Source organism: Leptospira paudalimensis (assembly GCF_026151345.1).
GTDB lineage: Bacteria > Spirochaetota > Leptospiria > Leptospirales > Leptospiraceae > Leptospira_A > Leptospira_A paudalimensis.
Map to the genome: position 1 here is coordinate 555,475 of NZ_JAMQPR010000001.1, position 18,302 is coordinate 573,776.

General features: G+C 34.7%; 17 protein-coding genes. 10 read left to right on the plus strand and 7 right to left on the minus strand.

The genetic code is table 11. The features are described 5' to 3' along the window. Position 1 precedes the first annotated feature (1 nt). Together ND855_RS02570 and ND855_RS02575 are read left to right on the plus strand one after the other, a co-directional pair. Complete coding sequence (locus tag ND855_RS02570; protein WP_265357057.1) at positions 2-1,882, plus strand: 7TM-DISM domain-containing protein; 1,881 nt, start codon at positions 2-4, stop codon at positions 1,880-1,882. Positions 1,883-2,142: 260 nt separating this feature from the next. Then, complete coding sequence (locus ND855_RS02575; RefSeq protein ID WP_100716636.1) at positions 2,143-2,406, plus strand: RNA recognition motif domain-containing protein; 264 nt, start codon at positions 2,143-2,145, stop codon at positions 2,404-2,406. Between the two features lie 76 nt (positions 2,407-2,482). On the opposite strand, the gene ND855_RS02580 is transcribed toward ND855_RS02575, so the two are convergent. Continuing rightward, the gene (locus tag ND855_RS02580) at positions 2,483-3,076 is read right to left on the minus strand and encodes an ArsR/SmtB family transcription factor (RefSeq protein ID WP_265357058.1); all 594 of its coding nucleotides are present in this window, start codon (positions 3,074-3,076) and stop codon (positions 2,483-2,485) included. Between the two features lie 155 nt (positions 3,077-3,231). Here ND855_RS02580 and ND855_RS02585 point away from each other — a divergent pair, with 155 nt between their 5' ends. Next, positions 3,232-3,732, plus strand: a complete 501-nt coding sequence (locus tag ND855_RS02585; protein ID WP_265357059.1) for a DUF2938 domain-containing protein — start codon at positions 3,232-3,234, stop codon at positions 3,730-3,732. Between the two features lie 17 nt (positions 3,733-3,749). Continuing rightward, positions 3,750-4,886, plus strand: a complete 1,137-nt coding sequence (locus tag ND855_RS02590; RefSeq protein WP_265357060.1) for an MFS transporter — start codon at positions 3,750-3,752, stop codon at positions 4,884-4,886. 58 nt (positions 4,887-4,944) lie between these two features. Here ND855_RS02590 and ND855_RS02595 read toward each other — a convergent pair whose 3' ends face one another. Further along, a complete protein-coding gene (locus ND855_RS02595) occupies positions 4,945-6,033 on the minus strand; it encodes a helix-turn-helix domain-containing protein (RefSeq protein ID WP_265357061.1) in 1,089 nt (362 codons plus the stop codon). A gap of 122 nt (positions 6,034-6,155) precedes the next feature. On the opposite strand from ND855_RS02595, the gene ND855_RS02600 reads away from it, so the two are divergent. Next, complete coding sequence (locus tag ND855_RS02600) at positions 6,156-6,638, plus strand: hypothetical protein (RefSeq protein ID WP_265357062.1); 483 nt, start codon at positions 6,156-6,158, stop codon at positions 6,636-6,638. Between the two features lie 9 nt (positions 6,639-6,647). Continuing rightward, a complete protein-coding gene (locus ND855_RS02605; protein ID WP_265357063.1) occupies positions 6,648-7,373 on the plus strand; it encodes a DUF4386 domain-containing protein in 726 nt (241 codons plus the stop codon). Positions 7,374-7,423: 50 nt separating this feature from the next. Here the strand turns inward: ND855_RS02605 and ND855_RS02610 are convergent, their stop codons facing one another. The 4 genes from ND855_RS02610 to ND855_RS02625 all read right to left on the minus strand — a co-directional run bounded on the left by ND855_RS02610 (position 7,424) and on the right by ND855_RS02625 (position 14,865). Beyond that, on the minus strand, positions 7,424-11,116 hold the full coding sequence (locus ND855_RS02610; protein WP_265357064.1) for a LamG-like jellyroll fold domain-containing protein: 3,693 nt from the start codon (positions 11,114-11,116) through the stop codon (positions 7,424-7,426). 57 nt (positions 11,117-11,173) lie between these two features. Further along, a complete protein-coding gene (locus tag ND855_RS02615) occupies positions 11,174-13,036 on the minus strand; it encodes a sensor histidine kinase (protein WP_265357065.1) in 1,863 nt (620 codons plus the stop codon). Between the two features lie 255 nt (positions 13,037-13,291). Beyond that, positions 13,292-14,503: an NAD(P)/FAD-dependent oxidoreductase gene (locus tag ND855_RS02620; protein ID WP_265357066.1), complete on the minus strand. Its 1,212-nt coding sequence runs from the start codon at positions 14,501-14,503 to the stop codon at positions 13,292-13,294. A gap of 197 nt (positions 14,504-14,700) precedes the next feature. Then, positions 14,701-14,865 carry a hypothetical protein gene (locus tag ND855_RS02625; protein WP_265357067.1) on the minus strand — a complete coding sequence of 55 codons (165 nt, stop codon included), beginning with the start codon at positions 14,863-14,865 and terminating at the stop codon, positions 14,701-14,703. A gap of 394 nt (positions 14,866-15,259) precedes the next feature. On the opposite strand from ND855_RS02625, the gene ND855_RS02630 reads away from it, so the two are divergent. Beyond that, on the plus strand, positions 15,260-16,030 hold the full coding sequence (locus ND855_RS02630) for an OmpA family protein (protein ID WP_265357068.1): 771 nt from the start codon (positions 15,260-15,262) through the stop codon (positions 16,028-16,030). Between the two features lie 43 nt (positions 16,031-16,073). Continuing rightward, a complete protein-coding gene (locus ND855_RS02635; RefSeq protein WP_265357069.1) occupies positions 16,074-16,694 on the plus strand; it encodes a glycosyltransferase family protein in 621 nt (206 codons plus the stop codon). A 35-nt stretch (positions 16,695-16,729) separates the two neighbouring features. Here the strand turns inward: ND855_RS02635 and rnk are convergent, their stop codons facing one another. Further along, positions 16,730-17,146, minus strand: a complete 417-nt coding sequence (rnk, locus tag ND855_RS02640; RefSeq protein ID WP_265357070.1) for a nucleoside diphosphate kinase regulator — start codon at positions 17,144-17,146, stop codon at positions 16,730-16,732. Between the two features lie 242 nt (positions 17,147-17,388). On the opposite strand from rnk, the gene ND855_RS02645 reads away from it, so the two are divergent. Together ND855_RS02645 and ND855_RS02650 are read left to right on the plus strand one after the other, a co-directional pair. Next, on the plus strand, positions 17,389-17,826 hold the full coding sequence (locus tag ND855_RS02645; protein ID WP_265357071.1) for a MarR family winged helix-turn-helix transcriptional regulator: 438 nt from the start codon (positions 17,389-17,391) through the stop codon (positions 17,824-17,826). A gap of 77 nt (positions 17,827-17,903) precedes the next feature. Beyond that, complete coding sequence (locus ND855_RS02650) at positions 17,904-18,284, plus strand: nuclear transport factor 2 family protein (RefSeq protein WP_265357072.1); 381 nt, start codon at positions 17,904-17,906, stop codon at positions 18,282-18,284. Positions 18,285-18,302: the final 18 nt, after the last annotated feature.

An 18,302-nucleotide genomic window follows, 5' to 3' on the forward strand; every position in this document is an offset into this window, starting at 1 on the left:
TTTGGCAATATCATTTCAATTGAACTGTTATCAAAAATTGCCAAATAATAATCAGATCGATTCCTATATTGATTTGTCAGGAACCGATTGGGAAAATTCAATCCCAATCAATTTGTCGTCCCATTGGGAGTTTTATTGGAATCAATTACTTAACCCGAATGATTTCGATTCAAACCAATCCTCGTTGAAACCTCACATTGTTGAGTTTCGGCCATGGACACTTTTACGTTTTGGTAATCAAACATACTCTGAAAAGGGTTACGCTACCTATCGAAAACGAATTAAAATTCAGAAAGAAAAATCTTCAAAACATTTAGTTATTTATTTTTCACATTTGCATACTTCTTCTAAAGTTTTTATCAATGGAAGATTGGTACAAGAAAAAGGAAAGGTTTCCACAAATCCAAAGGAAGTGATTCCAGATCGAACAAACTCAACGATTGATATTATAACTGACAATATCGAATTGGATGTTGTATTACAAATTGCAAACCAAGATTTTTACCATGGAGGGCCAAGGAGTGGATTTTTAATCGCATCTCCCAAACAAATTCAATTCTTTAAAAATAAGAATTTGATGGTGGAAATATTTGTGTTTGGTTTGATATTTGCATCGGCCTTATACCATTTGTTTTTTTATTTTCAGAATACCAAACAATTTGCATTCCTATATTTTGCGATTGTATGTATTACTTTTTTAGTAAGAATTCCGTTTTTAAATTCAAAGTTATATGAATATTTTTTCCCTGTTCAAAGTTTTTTATTCCAATCGATTTTGTTACACTATTTAAACATTATCACTTTTTTGTTTTCAATGATGTTTTTAAACGAACTCTTCAAATCAAATCGAAATTTGATCATCAATTATACTTTTTATTTTGGCGCTTTTATTGCCTTATTTACGCCTTTGGCACCGCGAACGATTCAAACATATTTAAATTTTGTTTATATTCTTGTGTACCTTTCCTTGTTTATGGGGTACTCGATTTATTTATTGTATCGATTTAGAAAAGAGGCACATGGTCTTTATTTTATGGCACTTGCGTTATTTACTCTTGGCATATTTTGTTTTATGGCCATATCTATGAATTACTATGGTGTGCAAGGTGGATTATATTTAATTAGTGGTTACTTGTTCTATGTTGGATTTCAATCTGCTTCTTTAAGTAAATATTTTGCTTATGCAATTGAATCAAGAGCAAATATTGAAAGGCATTTGTATGAAGAGTCAATTAATGCATTGTCTAAACAACGAGCCGAGTTACAATTAATGGTTCACGATCAATTGGGAGCTAATCTAACTGATTTAAAAGTATATTTGGAGAAAAAAAAGAATTCAACTCAGACACAAACAGAAATCAATTCCGAATTAGATATTGTATACAATCGGGTGGTCTCTACAATTCATTCATTGCGAAATCAACTTCTTTATATAGAAGATCTTAGTCTAATATTTGAAAATTTTGTAACAGGTTTACACTTAACTTTGTTACGAAGGTATTCAGATGTAGGAAGAGAATTTGAATTTTCGACTTCCGATGAATTTATTAAATATTTTAATCAGGTTAAGATTATAGGGAATAATCAAAATTCTTTTCTGAATCTTTTTTATTTATTATATGAAGTCTGTACAAATGACATTAAATATGGAATGGGAGATTCGATTTGGAATTTGGATTTGATTGGAGGTGAATTCCATGTTTACCAACGAAATGTTCTAAATCAATCGATCGAACCTCCCAATCAGAATTTAGAGTTAAAAAGTATCAATCAAAGATTAAATCAGTTAAAAGGTAAGCTTACAGTTGAAATTTTGGATGAATTTTATCATCTTAAAATTCATTTTCCTTCAGAAAGCCTTCAAAATCGTTCAATCCAGTAGAATAAGAGTCAAAAAACTTTTGTTAAATGAAAAAAAGCTAAATAAGGTTGCTATTAATTAGGACTAGAATTAACTTGGTAACAGATTCAAAATATTATCGTTTTTTTAACCACTAAGTAGTCCTCACTTTTTTGCATTCTGATCTCTTTTATTAGTTTTCCCCTGCATTTTCGTTGTGTTTTTACCTAATTTCCGTAAAGGAAAGTTGTTTCTAATCCATTAAAATTTCAGAGTCAAATAAAACTTAATAAGGACATCACATGTCAACAAATATCTATGTAGGTAACCTCTCTTACGAAATGACGGAATCAAAGCTAAACGAACTTTTTTCAGTTCACGGTTCTGTTTCTTCTGCTAAAATCATCACTGACCAGTACACTGGCGGATCAAAAGGTTTTGGTTTTATCGAAATGAAAGATCGTAATGAAGCTGACAAAGCTATCAGCGATTTAAACGGAAAAAATATTCTCAATCGCGAAATGAAAGTGAATATTGCAAAACCGAAAACAAACAACTGGAACTAATTCTAGTATAACGAAGCGGAACAAGTTTATCACCAAAATTCTATTAATTAGAAAATTGTTTATAGATTTGTTCCTCTTAATTTTCTCCTGATTCCCAATTCCGATACCCTCCACCATACCGTGTAACACTCAGTTCACGAGATTGCAAAAAATTCAGCGCATTCACAGACAATAAACACAAAGGTCCTCGGCAGTAAACAATCAGCTCTTTGTTTTTGGGGAATTTATACGTTTCCAATTCATTGTAAGGAATGTTTATTGCTTCTGGTATATGTCCTTTTTTGTACTCTTCTTTTGAGCGGACATCAATGAGAAGGATTCCTCCCTTTTTCATTTTTTTTTGTAATTCAGAGGTTGATAACTCGGAGTTTCTGCCTTTAAATTTTAAGTTTGAATGGTCATCTTGGGCAGTGCTATAGATTGCAAATTTTTCTAATGCTAGAAATAGTTCCTTCATCGGACCAGATTCCCAACGATACAGTATTCTTTTTCCATCTCGCCTTGTAATGACAAGATTTGCTTTTTTTAGAGCTTGGAGGTGTTGTGAAGTGTTAGCAACTGGAATTCCCGATTCTTCAGAAAGAATTTCTACAGATTTTTCCCCTTCTGCAAGGAGCTGAAGCAAAATTAAACGTGATTCATTACCAAGCATATTCGCGATTTCGCTCATACGGGGAATTGTTTCCAAACTTCTCATACCAATCTTAAAAAATCAATCTTTCCCTTTCTGGCAAGAGTTTTTAGATTTTTGTAAAAAACTATAGACATTCTATCATTCAATAAAATAATTGAATGATAGAATCATTTATTGATAAGGAGGTTGTCATGGATCACCTGATAGGTATCACAATTCAGACAATTTTGATTGGAGTTGGCGCTACGATGGCTATGGATCTATGGAGGTTTTTTTTACAAAAGACATTGAAAGTGAACTCCTTAGACCTCGGCCTTTTGGGTAGATGGGTTGGACATTGTGCAAAAGGTAAATTTTTCCATACACCAATTGGGAATTCTCAGGTGATACCGGGAGAAATAAAAATTGGATGGATCTCACATTATGCGATCGGAATTTTTTTTGCTAGTTGGTTACCCATCATTTGGGGAGTAAATTGGTTAGAAAATCCTTCCATCAAGGAACCTGTTCTTTTGGGAGTACTGACCATACTTGCACCATGGTTTTTGATGCAACCTGCTATGGGTATTGGGATAGCAGCTTCAAAAACTCCAAAACCGTTTCAAGTTAGACTTCGAAATATTGCAATCCATACTGTTTATGGACTTGGTTTATACGGAAGTGCACTTCTAACACATGTTTATTTTCGTTAAAAAATTAAGGAATGTATATGAAATATATAATCATCATCGCGTCAATTGTTCTCTTTGGATTTTTCTCTGTTGGAATTCCTATTGCAACACTTCCAGGTTTTATCAGAAATACTTTAGGGTATAGTGATGTTTGGCTTGGAATTCTACTTGGAACTCAATCAATAGTGACATTACTGTTTCGTCACCACTCAGGATCCATCTCGGATCTAAAAGGGCCAAAAGTAGCAGTCACGAGGGGATTATTCTTTGCAGTATTCTCAGGTATTGTAAGTTTAGGTCCTCTATTGATACCTGGAATTACGGGGCTTATCACACTTTTTATTGGTAGAATCATCTTAGGTTACTCAGAAAGTTTACTAATCACTGGTGCTCTTTCTTGGGGAGTTGGTTTGGCTGGACCAGCTAACGCAGGCCGTGTGATGGCTTGGAGTGGAATGGCAATGTATGGAGCAATTGCCATTTCTGCCCCTTTGGGATATTTTATGGTACAACAATTAGGATTCCAGGGTGGAATTATGTTAGCGATTCTTTTTCCTGTAATTGCTGGACTCATTTCTATTTCTGTACCTGCTATCCCTCCCGCTAGTAAAGTACGAATTCCATTTTACCAAGTGATTCCTAAAGTATGGAAACATGGTTTTGGATTACTTTTTGCAGCCGTATCTTTCGCTGGGATTGCTGGATTTAGTACCTTACTCTTCAAAGAAAGAGGATGGGAAAATGCACAATGGGTGATGGCGATATTTGGAACAGCCTATGTTCTATCTCGGATCTTTTTTGCTGGAACAGTTGATGTATATGGAGGGAAAAAAATCGCTCTCATCTTTTCATTTGTCGCAATTATTGGACAGATCTTATTATGGCAGGCAAATCAAGCTTATATAGCGTTTATAGGTGCAGCATTGACAGGATTTGGATACTCACTTGTTTTCCCTGCATTCGGTGTAGAAGCAGTTAAAAACATGGAACCACAATTTCGCGGAGTTGCATTAGGTGCTTATGTTGCTTTCTTTGATCTTGCATTGGGAGTGACTGGGCCACTTGCAGGATTTGTTGCGGATCATTTTGGTTATGCTGCAGTGTTTGCATTTGGTATGATTGCTTGTATTTTCTCTTTTTCCATTGCATTAAGTTTGAAGGAATCGAGGATTTAAACTTTCACAATTTTATTTCTTAGTCGAAATGATAGTATCAATTTCAAAATTGTTTCGACTAAGATTTATGTTTTTTACGATACTCAGATGGAGTAAGGTGAGTTAATTCTTTAAACACTCTTATAAATGAATTTTTAGAATTAAAACCAACATCAAATCCAATTCTTAAAATTGTTTCATCTGAATGTTTTAATGCATTTTTTGCATGTTCAATTCTTTTTTCTTGGATGATTTCGATCAAACTTTTGCCAAAATATCTGTTACATACTTGAGATGTCGAATGAGAAGAAATTCCAAGTTTATTGGCAAGGAAGGAAAGATTTAAATCACCATCGAATAATAATTCTTTGTCTTCGAGTAAACTCTCCAATTGTTTCCCATATTCCATCATTTGTATTTCAGGTAGATACGACTTTTGGTATTTTACTGTTTCAAATTGTTGATTTGGAAAATCATGGGATTCTTTTTTATCCATATAAACCCTATGCCATGCAAACCCAAGGATCCAAATGGAAAACCCTAGATTCGAAATCGATTCAGAGGTTTTGCCTGGTAAAATGATACAAATCAAAATACAAAAACAAAGCCAAATGAGTAATAGTAAAAGATAATTTGCAAATATCCGACCTTCCCAATACAGATCTTTTGAAAATTGGCCCATTTCCATTTTAAACCGAAAGTATGTTCTTAAGAAAACGAAGAATGAAAATAATAAGATTAATAATTGAAATAAATTAGTTTCACTAAATATTTCATTCGATTGAATCTTTGTAAGAGATACAATTTTGTCTCCTCCACTCATTAAGAAAAAAGGAGCTTCGTAAAGCAAAAACAGAATAGGAACCAATAACGTGAATCCTTCCCAATCAATACGTTCCTTTGGAATCAGAAAATACCGAGTTACGACAAATGAAAAAATAGGAGCGATACAAAATCCGAAAAAATATCCCAATTTGATTAAATGTGGGAATTCATTTAAATTTCCTGAAAAATAAATTAGGTTGCAGGCCATGGAGAGAGAAAGAAAAAAAAAGAAAAAAGATAAATGCATACTGTATTGTCTTTTATCCTTCCCTTGGAAAAAAAAATACAATCCCAATAACAATGACTGGATGAAGCCTGCACTTAATAAAATAGATCCTATCATTGTTTGTTTGATTCTATCATAAGACTTTGCATTTGGATATACAGATTTTTTTTAAAAAAGAGAAGTTCCATCCAATGGGGTGAGACGACAAAGTTACCGAATTTGTTTACAATAAAAGAGAAATGATTCGAAGCTTCAAAATAAAAATTTTGAACTACCTATGTTTGTTTTTTCTTTTCGCAGATGCTATCTTAGGGAATTCAAAATTCTCCAATGAGGAATTTTCAGTTAATTTATTTCGCGCTCCTTCCATCGGTGGAGAATATAGAAAGGGCCAATACTCTGTTCATGCTGGATATTATGTAACCAATTTTGATCCAGGGATCACAACTGAGTTTTATAAAATAGGGATTGGTTATTGGTTTTTACCAAAGGATCTTGGATTGGATTCAAATCAGCCTTCCTCGTTTTATACGTATTTATCATATGGGAAAGGTGTGAATTTGGAATACCAAAGGAAAGATACAATTATGGTTGAACTTGGGTACCGTTTTATGATATGGAGAGGATTTAGTTTTCGATTTGGATTGATTGTTCTTTCCGCAGAAGGTTCTGCAACAGAACTCAACCCAACACCAGGCATTAGTTATTCAGAATTTTTTTAGAGGTAAAATATGAAAAATGAAACAATGAAATGGAATCCTTATATTGGACTGGTATTAATCATAATACCCATTCTTATACAAATTCCTTATTCACTTTTAATTATGAATTTTCAATATCCAGATATATTGAGACAACCAACTGACTTGATTTTGGCAGAATTCCATAAAGGTGGTTCTTCCATAGTTTGGACATGGTGGTTCTTTGGAATTTCAGGGCTCCCACTTTTTTTCGCGTATATACATTTGTATCAGAATACAAAAGTATATAATCCATTGTTGTCTTTAACCGCCGTTATTTTTGGTGTTACATCTTTGTTTTTCCAATTGATTGGACTCTTACGTTGGGTATTTGTTGTACCAATTCTATCAAATATATACTTTGACCCTAATTCTTCAGAAGTTTTAAGACAAGCAGTTCTCATCAATTTCCAAACAATTCACCATCTATTTGGTGTTTTGATAGGTGAACACTTAGGCCAACTTTTTACAATTTTATGGATGTTTCTTGTATCAATTGTTTTTCGTACAAGCCAAATATTTCCCAAGTGGATCTCGCATTTTGGATTGGTATCTGCCTTTTTATATTTACTAGCTCAATTTGAATTATTTTCGCTTGTTATCCCTGGTGTGAAGGAGATCCCCTTTGCAGGGTTAGTCGGAAGTTTGTGTTGGTTGGTTTGGATGATTGCACTAGGAATACAAATGTTAAAACGGAAATCCAACGCCGTAATTTAAAATCACTTAATTGTTCGTTGCACCTAAAGAGAGTTAACCGATTTGGTGCATCAAGGACATCTATGTCCTACCTTCATTCTGTATTTCCCTGATAAATAACACTCAACGAGTTCTCTGTCACTTGTGGAAAGAACCTGATTGAAATAGATAATATCTCCTATATGACCATTAAGATAATCCCCATTGAACGGATAAATTCCCGAATTCCATAAGAACCTACCGATACTTAAGTCATAAACTCCACATGTATATCCCGCACTCGGTATGGATGAGGAAGCAATTTGGTTCCCAAATTTATAAATACTACCCGTAGTTCCATTAAAATCTAAGGACATAAGGATATTTTCTGAAGGAATGTTAAATGCACCCGTTGAAATTAATTTTGGATTATTGAGCTGGAGATCAAAAAAACTTAAGAGATTGTTAGTTGTAATATCCGGTAAATAGAGCAGTTTTTCACCATTGTGGAAAATTCCGTCACTGCCAGTCATTCCGATGTCGTTGTAAGTAGCAAAGATCGTATTGGAAGTGGATAAGAGTTCAGTAGAACAGGAAGTGGACAAATAATTGGCAGAAGCATCATTAAAACGAATGACAGGTACTCCATTCATACCTGTCGCATTGTACACTGGCTGTGCAGGGGCTGAGCCTTGGTAGACGTGGAAATTGTTACCACTGCGATCATTCCAAGCGGAGACACAATTGACACTGCCAAGGCAACCTCCTGGACCAATATTTGCACTTTCTGGTAATAAGAAAAATTTTAAACTACTACTAGCAACCGTTTGGTTCCAGGAACTAACTTGTGTTGGATAAGGTCCTGAAATTGCTCGAATTTCTGCAACAGATAAGGTCCTATCATAAATTCGAATATCATCAAGATCCCCTGAAAAATACCCAGTTGCAGTGATTAATTTTCCTATTTCTAAATTTGCGCTCGTACCTGTAGACCAACCACTTTGTGTTTCAGAATGTCTTAAGGTACCGTTTTCATATAGAGAAACGTTTTTTGTTCCACCATCAAAAACGCCACAAAGATGGATCCATTGGTTAACAAAATCTTCGTGTAATATTTTTGCATCCGCAGACCATCCAAACATTCCCACTTCAGGAGGATCAATGACAAGACCATTTCCTGTATTTGGAACTGGTGTTCCATAACTGATGATATATTGTCCAATACCAGAAGAAGTATTAAACCAAGCGCAGATGGTACGACTTACAAAACCTGTGGGTAATCCATTTGGATTTGGTTTTTGGAAGTAGGAGGCTCCATTAAAATAATACGCTGAATTGGGTATGCCAAAACGATCTGTTGTACTGGCGGCTCCATAATTGGTAAGATCATTTTTGAAGTTTCCGTAATCTTTTCCATTTCCATTCAAAGGGAAATAAGAAATCAAACCTGTTGGAACTTGTACTGCTAATGATTGTATCGAATCATCGTCTAACGCGCCATTGAAAAAATGGACATTGGAAATTTTTCCTCTAAAGAAATTACCAGTCCCAGCATCTCCAATTTTAAACGTAGTTGTTGCATTTGGTTGGATAGGGCTTGTTGAAAATACAATTCCTGTCGAACTTCCATTGATGAAAATCTGCCAATTGTTAGATAACCTACGTACTGCAACATGTACCCAACGGTTGAGTGGTACTTTCATTGCAATAGGAGGACTCAGGGTTCCTGTTAAGTCGATTCTCAAACTTCCAGTATTATCCAACTTGAGACCGTATCCATTGCTGAGACCGAGTCCATTGTACAGAATGAATTGGTTAACATCATTCGCAGAAGCATGTACCCAAGCGGAGAAAGTGATATTATCTGTGTTTTGCGTTAATGGTCCTGATGATACAATGTAATCCGATGTTCCATTCAATTCATAAGCACCGTTTGAAAGACCATTTTCATCTGAAGTAAGTGTCGGAGAACCAATCAGTGAACCGTGATTGGTTCCGATCGAATCGTTAGCATTTCCATCGAATGAATATTGGATTAATTCGGAAGGTTCTAAAAATCGAATGGAGTGGTTCCCTTGGTCTGCAATGTAAACTTTTTGTCCATCCGTTGTAATGTACCCTGGGAAATTGAGTAAGCCATTCCCAGTCGCATTATCGGAATACCCTGATGTACTTCCTACAAGTGTTGTGACTTTATTATTACTTAAGTTTAAATGGCGAATTCTATGTCCGAGCCATTCTGATATAAATAAATTCGTTCCGTCTGTTGTGATTCCATGTGGATCGTTAAATTGGGCAGAAGTCCCAAAACCATCAGTGGATGCTTGCACACCATCTCCCGCCAATGTATCAACAGCATTTGTACCAGTGAGTGCAATCCTTCTAATTTTATAACCTCCACCAACTCCTACATCAGTTACATAGAGGTAACTCCCTAAACCGACAATGGCAATCGGAGATACAAACCTTGCGCTCGTACCAACTGGATTGTTCGCAAAATTGCAAGAACCGGCAGCTCCAGCAATTGTCCCCACAGCAGAAGTGATGGGGTCTACCGTACGAATTGTACAATTTCCTCGGTCAACAATATAAAATATTCCATTATGTAAGGTGAGCCAAGTAGGATTGGAAAAAGATGCTAAGATTCCGGATGTATTATCTGCTGCGCCGGTTGATCCGGATCCAACAAACGTGGAAACAGCAGAAGTTGCTAAGTTAACAATGCGAATCCGATTTCCATTTAATTCTAATACGAATAGATTATTTCCATTTGTCGTGATCCCAACAATTCCATTAAACTGGGCGGCAGTTCCGACTCCGTCCAAACAATTTGTTGTGACAGTTCCCGGACAAGTGATTCCTCCGCCTGTGTTTCCTCCTGCAAGAATGGTAGTTACACCTGTGGATTTATCAATTTTACGGATCACACCATTGCCAGTATCAGCAACATAAAGAAAACTAGCATCACTTGTTAACATACTTGGATTGGTGAACCTAGCAACCGTTGGCAAAGCTGTAGCAACCGCTACACCAGAAGCGGGACCTGTGCCACCATTGTTAGTGGGGAAGGAACCAACAAATGTCCTGATATATGTCTTTCGATTGATTAAATTTGTTCCTAAATCACTGCTAGTAGAAGAAAACAAATTTCCACCAACAATGTAACCATTGATACACGTGATGAAGATTGTTACGTTCGTAGCTGCAATCGTACCAAAAGCTAATAATGGGTTATCAAAAGTACAAACGGTTCCTGCAGGTTGTGAAGTGATTGTGACCGCATAATTGGATCCAGTTAGTTGCAAAGTAGAAAATTTAGTAAGTCCATTTGATGATATAGTGAGAGTTTCCGCTGCATTATTTTGAACAGAAATCGATCCACTGATCCCTGAAACGTTGACTCCAACTTCATAAAAGCCGGCACCTATCCCACAAGTTACACTAACGTTTGTTATTTGGGAATTTTGGGCAACCCCCTTACCGTTGGTTAAGGAACAAGTGATCCCAACTCCATTTGTCGTTAAACCAACATCATAACTTTGGCCAGAGGTTAAACGTGTGGGGAAAGTAAAATTTCCATCAGCTGTAATGGTGATTGAATCGTTTCCATTGGTGAGTGTTACTGAAGTTCCAGATCTTAGTCCTGAAACAGCTCCCCCTAAAGTTTGACCTAAACCAGTGAAAACACGAAGGAAAGCCAAATAGTCTAAGGGACTTCTTGACAATTGTGGAAACGAACAAGTAACAAGAGAAAAAAGAAACGGTAATAAAATAATACGTCTCATTAGATTTCTCCTGTTCTACAAAAGTATCCGATGCCTCGAGAAATAATCAAGAATTTATCAAGTTCGATTTCTTTTTGGAAACTCTAGTAAAAAGAGACTCCCTTGTGTTAATTCCGATTCTACTTTTATATTTCCATTTTGTAGTCTCATTAATTCGAAACAAAGTTTTAAACCAATGCCAAATCCCTTTTCTCCTAAAGTCCCAGGAGAGGACATGGGATCGGTGAATATTCGAGATTTTTGTTCAGTAGAAATTCCAGTTCCGTAGTCTTGTATGAATATAGTAGATATACTAACAGTTTCGGAAAATCTAACATCGATTTTCCCATTTGGATGACTGAATTTGATCGCGTTCGCAATCAGATTCCTTATGATTTCGTTTAGAATCGTTTTGTCAGCATATACTTGTGCAGAATCGGAAACTGTAATTTCGATTTGAATAGATTTTTTCTGAAGTTCCAATGCAAATGATTCAACGACTTGGTGTACAGATTCGAGTACATTATTTTCAGTTAGATCCAAATGGATTTGTCCTTTATCCAATTGAAACCTATTTAGATTTAATAAATGTTCAACGGTAGACATCGCATTTTCCAAAATGACAAATATTTGTTTTGAAATATGATCCTTTTCTTCTTTTGGAGTGTCTTCGTCGTAAGTTAATGTAAGTGCAGAGTATACTGTGCTCAATGGTGAACGTAAGTCATGTGCTACAAGTGATATAAATTTATCTTTCCATTGATTTGCTTCTTCTGCAATATGTTTTGCTTCTCGATATTCTTCAGTGCGAGCCACAACTGCTTGTTCCAGGGATTCATTTAATTTTGTGAGTTCGTTTTTTAAAGTCTCATTTTTGATAAATGTTTTTGTGAAAAAAGAAGCAAGTATGAGTGATTGGAATAAGACTGTTGATAAATAAGAATATTTCAAAATGAGTGTATGTTGGAATATTCCATATAAATTCAAAGTATCGTTAAACGCACTAAACAATAAAAATACTTGGATGATCAATAAACTAAGTGCTAATTCTTGTTTTTTGAAAGCAGATATAGTTAAAGAAACAACAGAATAAAGTAATCCTAAGATTGTAATAAAGATTCCAAAAAGTGTTGTTTGAGAGCCGAGTTCTGTTGGTAACAAAACCACAGCTAAATACAATAGGAAACTAACAATAGAAAAAATCTGAATGAATTTTTTGGAAAATTGATTTGGGTATAATTGTGCTAAAAATGAAAGATAAAATGGCATCGCCAAATAAAAGATAAGTGATAAAGAAAAAGCAATTCGATAAGGAACATTGGGAATCAAATGGTATAGGATGTCTCCATTTAATGAAATGGAATGAAGGGCAGTGGTGAGACTGAACAATCCAAAAAACAAAATCAGAGACCGATTTCTTCTGAAAAAGAATAATAAAAAATGATAAAATGCCATAAAAAACAAGGCACCTGTTAATAGGGAATCTAATGTGATCTCTTTGATGTATTCATTTTGAATGTCTCGATATTTTCCTATTTTTGGAGGATACCAAAAAGATCCATCGTCATGATAATAATTGGAAATATGAACAGTTAAATTGATTTTTTTTTGTCCAATAGGAAGTACGATGATACCAGAACTTCTAGTTGGAATCATTTCCTCTTTCGTTTTCCCCACTTTTCCTAAGGAAAGAGATGGATTCCCATCCATGAATACTTCCATGGCAGCTCCACCTGTTTGCAAAAAACGAACAGCAAATGGCTCTTCAGTTGGAGTATCGGGGAATAAAATTTTGACTTGGTAGGTGGCAAATCCTGTACCCGAATGGATTTCTTTCCACCGTTTCCCAATTTTCAAAAATACAGGTTTACTTTCGGAATTGTTTTTTTGAATCGGTTGAACCGAAGATACTAAGTGAGTGGATGTCGGGCTTATGATCAATTTTTGCCAATAAAAATCCCATTCCCCAGATAACGGCAGGATTGAGTGGTTATTGAACGTAACGTTAGTTAGATCTAGGACACCTTTTTGAACTTGAGGAATCTCTCTTTGTCCTTCACTATTATGACAAGTAATCAAAAAAGAAAAACATAAAAGTATAATTCCAATTTTCAAATGCATTTTGGTCTAGAAAAGATTTCTCTAGACCATTTTTGCTTTTGTTCTTTCCTTTCAAAGGAATATTTATGTTCAAACTTATGGAAGTTGGACGTATCCTTTTTTGTTTTTCCATAACATATACTTTTCTAAGATAATTTTTCCGATATTATAAAACATATTGGGTATCATCAATTCAAATTGTCTGGGTTTAAACAAGTGATTGGTGAGAATCCAAACTTCTTTTTTCCCAGCATCCATGATACAGATACCTGGGATTTTACCAAAAGGCATGGTTTTAAATTTTCCATTTCCGAGGATATCATTCTTAATATTTTCTGCGACAATTTTCCCCATAACATCTGAAGGGAAACCCGTTTTTGGTACTCCAAAAGGTGCAGCACATTTTTTAAATGGTGCAATGACTTCAACAGCAAGACCAGCTGCATAAACATTTTTATACTTGATGTGTTGGTAACCTTCATTCGTAACAACAAAGCCTTTTTCATCTACAAGTTCAGGAGAGTTTTTCATGACATCTGCTCCTAAAAATGGAGGTATCATCATCGACATTTTGTATGGAATCTCCGTTGAATCACCTAACGTAATTTTTTCCTTTTCAATTTTTTGAATCGTTGCATTGGTAAACCATTTGATCCCATATAATTTCATAAAAATTTCTAACATTTTTTGACCACCAACAATTCCACCAATTCCAAAATGGCCTAAAAATGGTTCAGGTGTTACCCAAGTGATATCAACTTGATTACGAACTCCTCTTTTCCTGAGGTATTTGTCTAAATTGAATAAATATTCATATGCCGCTCCCATACAACTTGCCCCTTGGGTGGCTGCGACAACCACTGGACCTGGATTTTTTACAATCTCTTCGAATGCTTGTGCTGATTTTTCTGCAAGTTCAGGTGTGACGATACATTGAATCAAATTTTCTTTTGGATTTAGATTTGGCAAAATATCAAAGTTAAGAGAAGCACCAGTTGCTACGACTAAATAGTCATATGTGACTTCACCATGTTTTTCAGTGAGTACAACATTTCGATCAGGGATCACTTTTGTTCCTCGATCATGAATGAACCTCACACCCTTTTTTGCTAACATCGGTTCCACGGGGAACGTAATGTCTTTTACTTTTCGGATTCCGAAGGGAACCCAAATGAGAGAAGGAACATATAAAAAATTGGCAGCAGGTGAAATGACAATCACTTCGACTGAATTACCAAGTTTTCTTTTTGTTGAGATTGCTGCAGTTACACCCGCAAAATTACTTCCTAATACTACGATCCGTTTCATATCCTCTCCTTTTGTCATATAGAATACAGGGTATCCTATATGACTTTAAATTCGAGAGAAATATAAGTTTTAATTCTAATTTTAAATCAATTTCGAATTATATTTAATAATTAGACTCATTAAAATTTTGGTAATTCAATGCGATGGTATCCACTAAAGGGTTCGTAACCACGTTCTGTTATATTTCCAGCAATGATTCAATATTTTCCATATTGTTTTTGATGGAAAGTAACACCTGTTTTCTTTTGGGAATTTGCTAAATTTTGATTGAATGACCCAACAACATTCGTAAAAAGACCATCTAACGAAAAGGCAGTGGCATAGGAAAGATAAGCGAATTGATTGAAAAAATTGGATTCCATGCTAACAATGTTCCATTTGAATCTAATGCAAATGCAGAGTTTTGATCGTACACTAAAGTTTTTCTAAAGCAATATCGACTTCTTTAGCCATTTAATCTATGTTAAGTTGTAAAACTGGGTTAGGTCAAAAATTGGAATTCAATTTGCACTTTGGTACTATTTGTACGACGTTCTGAAATTGAAAACCTAGAGCATATGTGAAATTGCAAGCAAGATAAAATCCTCCACTCCCGTCAGAAACAACAGCCTTAGCTATATCATTCAATTTTAAAACGGACATTCAAAATTTTAAATGATTTTTCCATTGTTTGTATCCGAATAAAAATTAAAATATACCAAACAAGTTAGTGTTAAAATGGTTTCCAATGGATTTACGAAATGGGAAGTTTTCCGTATGATGAACCTTTTCAAAAAAGCGAATTTCAAGATTCATGTTTTTTCTGTCATTTTATCCTTGGTTTCTATGTCTTGTGCTTGGCACGGAATTCCTCTCGAAAAACGAAAACACCTCCCACTTTCCCCATCAAATGGGTGTGATAGTAATATAGAAATTAGAACTTATCGCGTGTTATTTTTGTTACCTATTTTCGAACACAATCTAAACAAAGAAAAAGATACCAATCCTACAGACATCTTTGTAGTGGAAACTAATTCTTTTGCCAAGCCTTGGGATATTATTTTTACTACTTTGGGGTTTTTAGTTTCATTCAATTCATCAACTGATAGACTTGTGGTTTGCCCGAAAAAGTTAGTTTTAGAGGCATTGCAATCACAGGATAACAATCCAAATATTCCATCCAAATTACCATTTTGGTATTCAAATGGAAATCCAAATCCTATCCACTCAATTAACTTCCCACCAGACGACCATACGTTAACTGAAGAATCCAAAGAAACGTTAATTTCATTCACTAGAGAAGTTCTTAAATCGGAAATCAGTTTCAAAATAGTTTTGGTTGGAAAATCATATACTTCAGGAGATATCGCTTATCAATCGAGGTTAGTAAAACGAAGATTTGATGAAATCAAACAAATCCTTACAAAAGAATCAATTGATGAAAATAGAATTCAATCATTGATAGCAGATGGGAAAATTAGAACTTCGAATCCTGAAAAACACGCTGATTCTCATTCTACCATCTCCATATATTTGGTAAAAAATTGATTCTAAAATCCATTGTTTTGATTTTTATCAGAAGAGATTCTTTATGTTAAGTATCATTGTGCCTGTCGATGTGAATTTAAATACTTACTACAAAGAATCCTTGGCAAATTTTCAAAACCGAAAGGATGTCGAAATCATTCTTGTTCACCAAGAAGAGGCATTTACTCGCGCAGAAAGACTTAACATTGGCTTTCATCGTTCGAAAGGTGAGATGATTTTATTCCATCATCCAAGAAGTTTGTTAAACAGTGATGCTATCGAATATTTGATTCATGAAAGTAAAAAAAAAGAGAAAACCATTGTTTGGGGTGGTTTCACACACCAATTTGATCGACGGCATATTTTTTTAAAATGGATTTCTTGCTATTCAAATTTCGTCCGGATTCCATGGGAAGGGATCGTATATTTGGACCATTGTATTTTTTTCTCTCGTGTTCTTTGGATATCTGATCTTAGATTACAATATTTGTTCGAAGATACAGAATTGAGTAAAAAATTTAAGAAAATCCAAAAACCAATTTTACTTCCCTATATTAGTTTAACCTCGTCCCATCGATTTTTAAAACATGGAATTGTGGTTCAAATCGTGAAGAATCTTCTATTGAAAATTGGATATAAATTACGACTACCTTCTTCCTTATTGTTTGCCATATACCAGAAGTAGTCGCAATCTTTATTTCAAACTAATTTTTCCTTTCATTACAGATGAAAGTGGCCATTTGCTTCTGGTTGGTACTTAACGTCTGTAATTTGGAATTGTTGAACACCGTTTGGAACATTCCATTGGATGATATCTCCGACTTTATATCCTAAACAAGCAGTTGCAATTGGAGCCAAAATTGAAATTTTCCTTTCAGAAGTGTTGGATACTTCAGGAAATACCAATTGGAATTCATCAAAATCTAACTCATTTAAGTTTCTGATTTCAACAATTGAATTCATTGTAACAACATTCGCCGGAATTTTTGTCGAATCTACTTTTTGAGCTCTTTCAATTTCCCCTAATAGATCTTCTGTATTCGCATTTGTTTTGTTACGTTTTGAATATTCGGAAATCATATTCTTTAACCGAATATAATCAAAATTTGTAATCGAAAGTTTCTTTTGGGTTTTCATAACCATTCTCCTCGTTTTGTGCAAAAAAACTTTCAGTTTAAATAAGAGTTCTGTTCTGTCAACAGGTTCCCGGAATTCAGTTGCAACCATTCAAACAAATCTCGAAACAATTCGAATTCGATTGAATCTTCTTTTGTAATTTAAATTGATTTCTTTTGAAAAATACTGTCTAAAGTGATTATTTTTTATGAAAAATTTGCTAGACATGATTTTTGAAATTTGTAATGTTGCTATAGCAACAAATGGAAAATGATTTTGAATTAGAAAACTCATATGCATACTTAATTTATCGCACTGTTCGTGCTTTAAGAAAACAGTTTATGAGGCTTGCGATGGAGCAGGAGCTTGAATTGTTCCCTGAACAGTGGTTTGTATTAGTCAAAATCATCAAACAACCAGGTTGTAGCCAATCAGATTTAGGCAGAGATTTTGATGATCGGCCATCTATGGCTCGTGCACTTCGGAATATGGAAAAAAAAGCTTGGATCAAAATCATTCCAGATCCTGATGATAGAAGGAAACATAAAGTATTTCCAACTAAAAAAGGGATCGATCTTTATACACGTTTGGTTCCTGAAATTGAAAAGGAAAGAAGTAGAATGTTCAAAAAATTAACAAAACAAGACTTTCATAACTTCAAACGGATCATTGATGAAATTTATGACCAATCAGCGATTTAAATTTTTTTTGGTCTAAATGTTGCTATAGCAACAATTGTGAGATTTACAGAACACGGATTTTTTGTTCAGGGGGATATATGAATACAAATCAAAATGAGAATACAAAAGAAAGTCTGGAGAAGGTGTTTAAAACTTTCATCAGTAATATCGATGCGAGGGATGTTTTTTCCTTAGAAAAGACATTTCATGACCAATTTACTGACCATGTCAGCGTGAGTGGGATGGAAGATATTATGGTCTCTAATAAAGAGAAATACCTGCAATCTTTAAAAGATGGAAAGTTAGGTGGTGTAGAAAGGGAGGTTCAAATCAATTCGATTGATCTTGTGGATAATTTTGGTGTTGTGAAAGCAAACTTACAAAGTAAGGTGATGAACTTTCGCACCCAATATTCTTTTTTATGGAACGATGGAGATTGGAAAGTCATACATGCTTTAGTATCTGCTAAAAAAATATAAGACTTTGTTTTTTCCTTT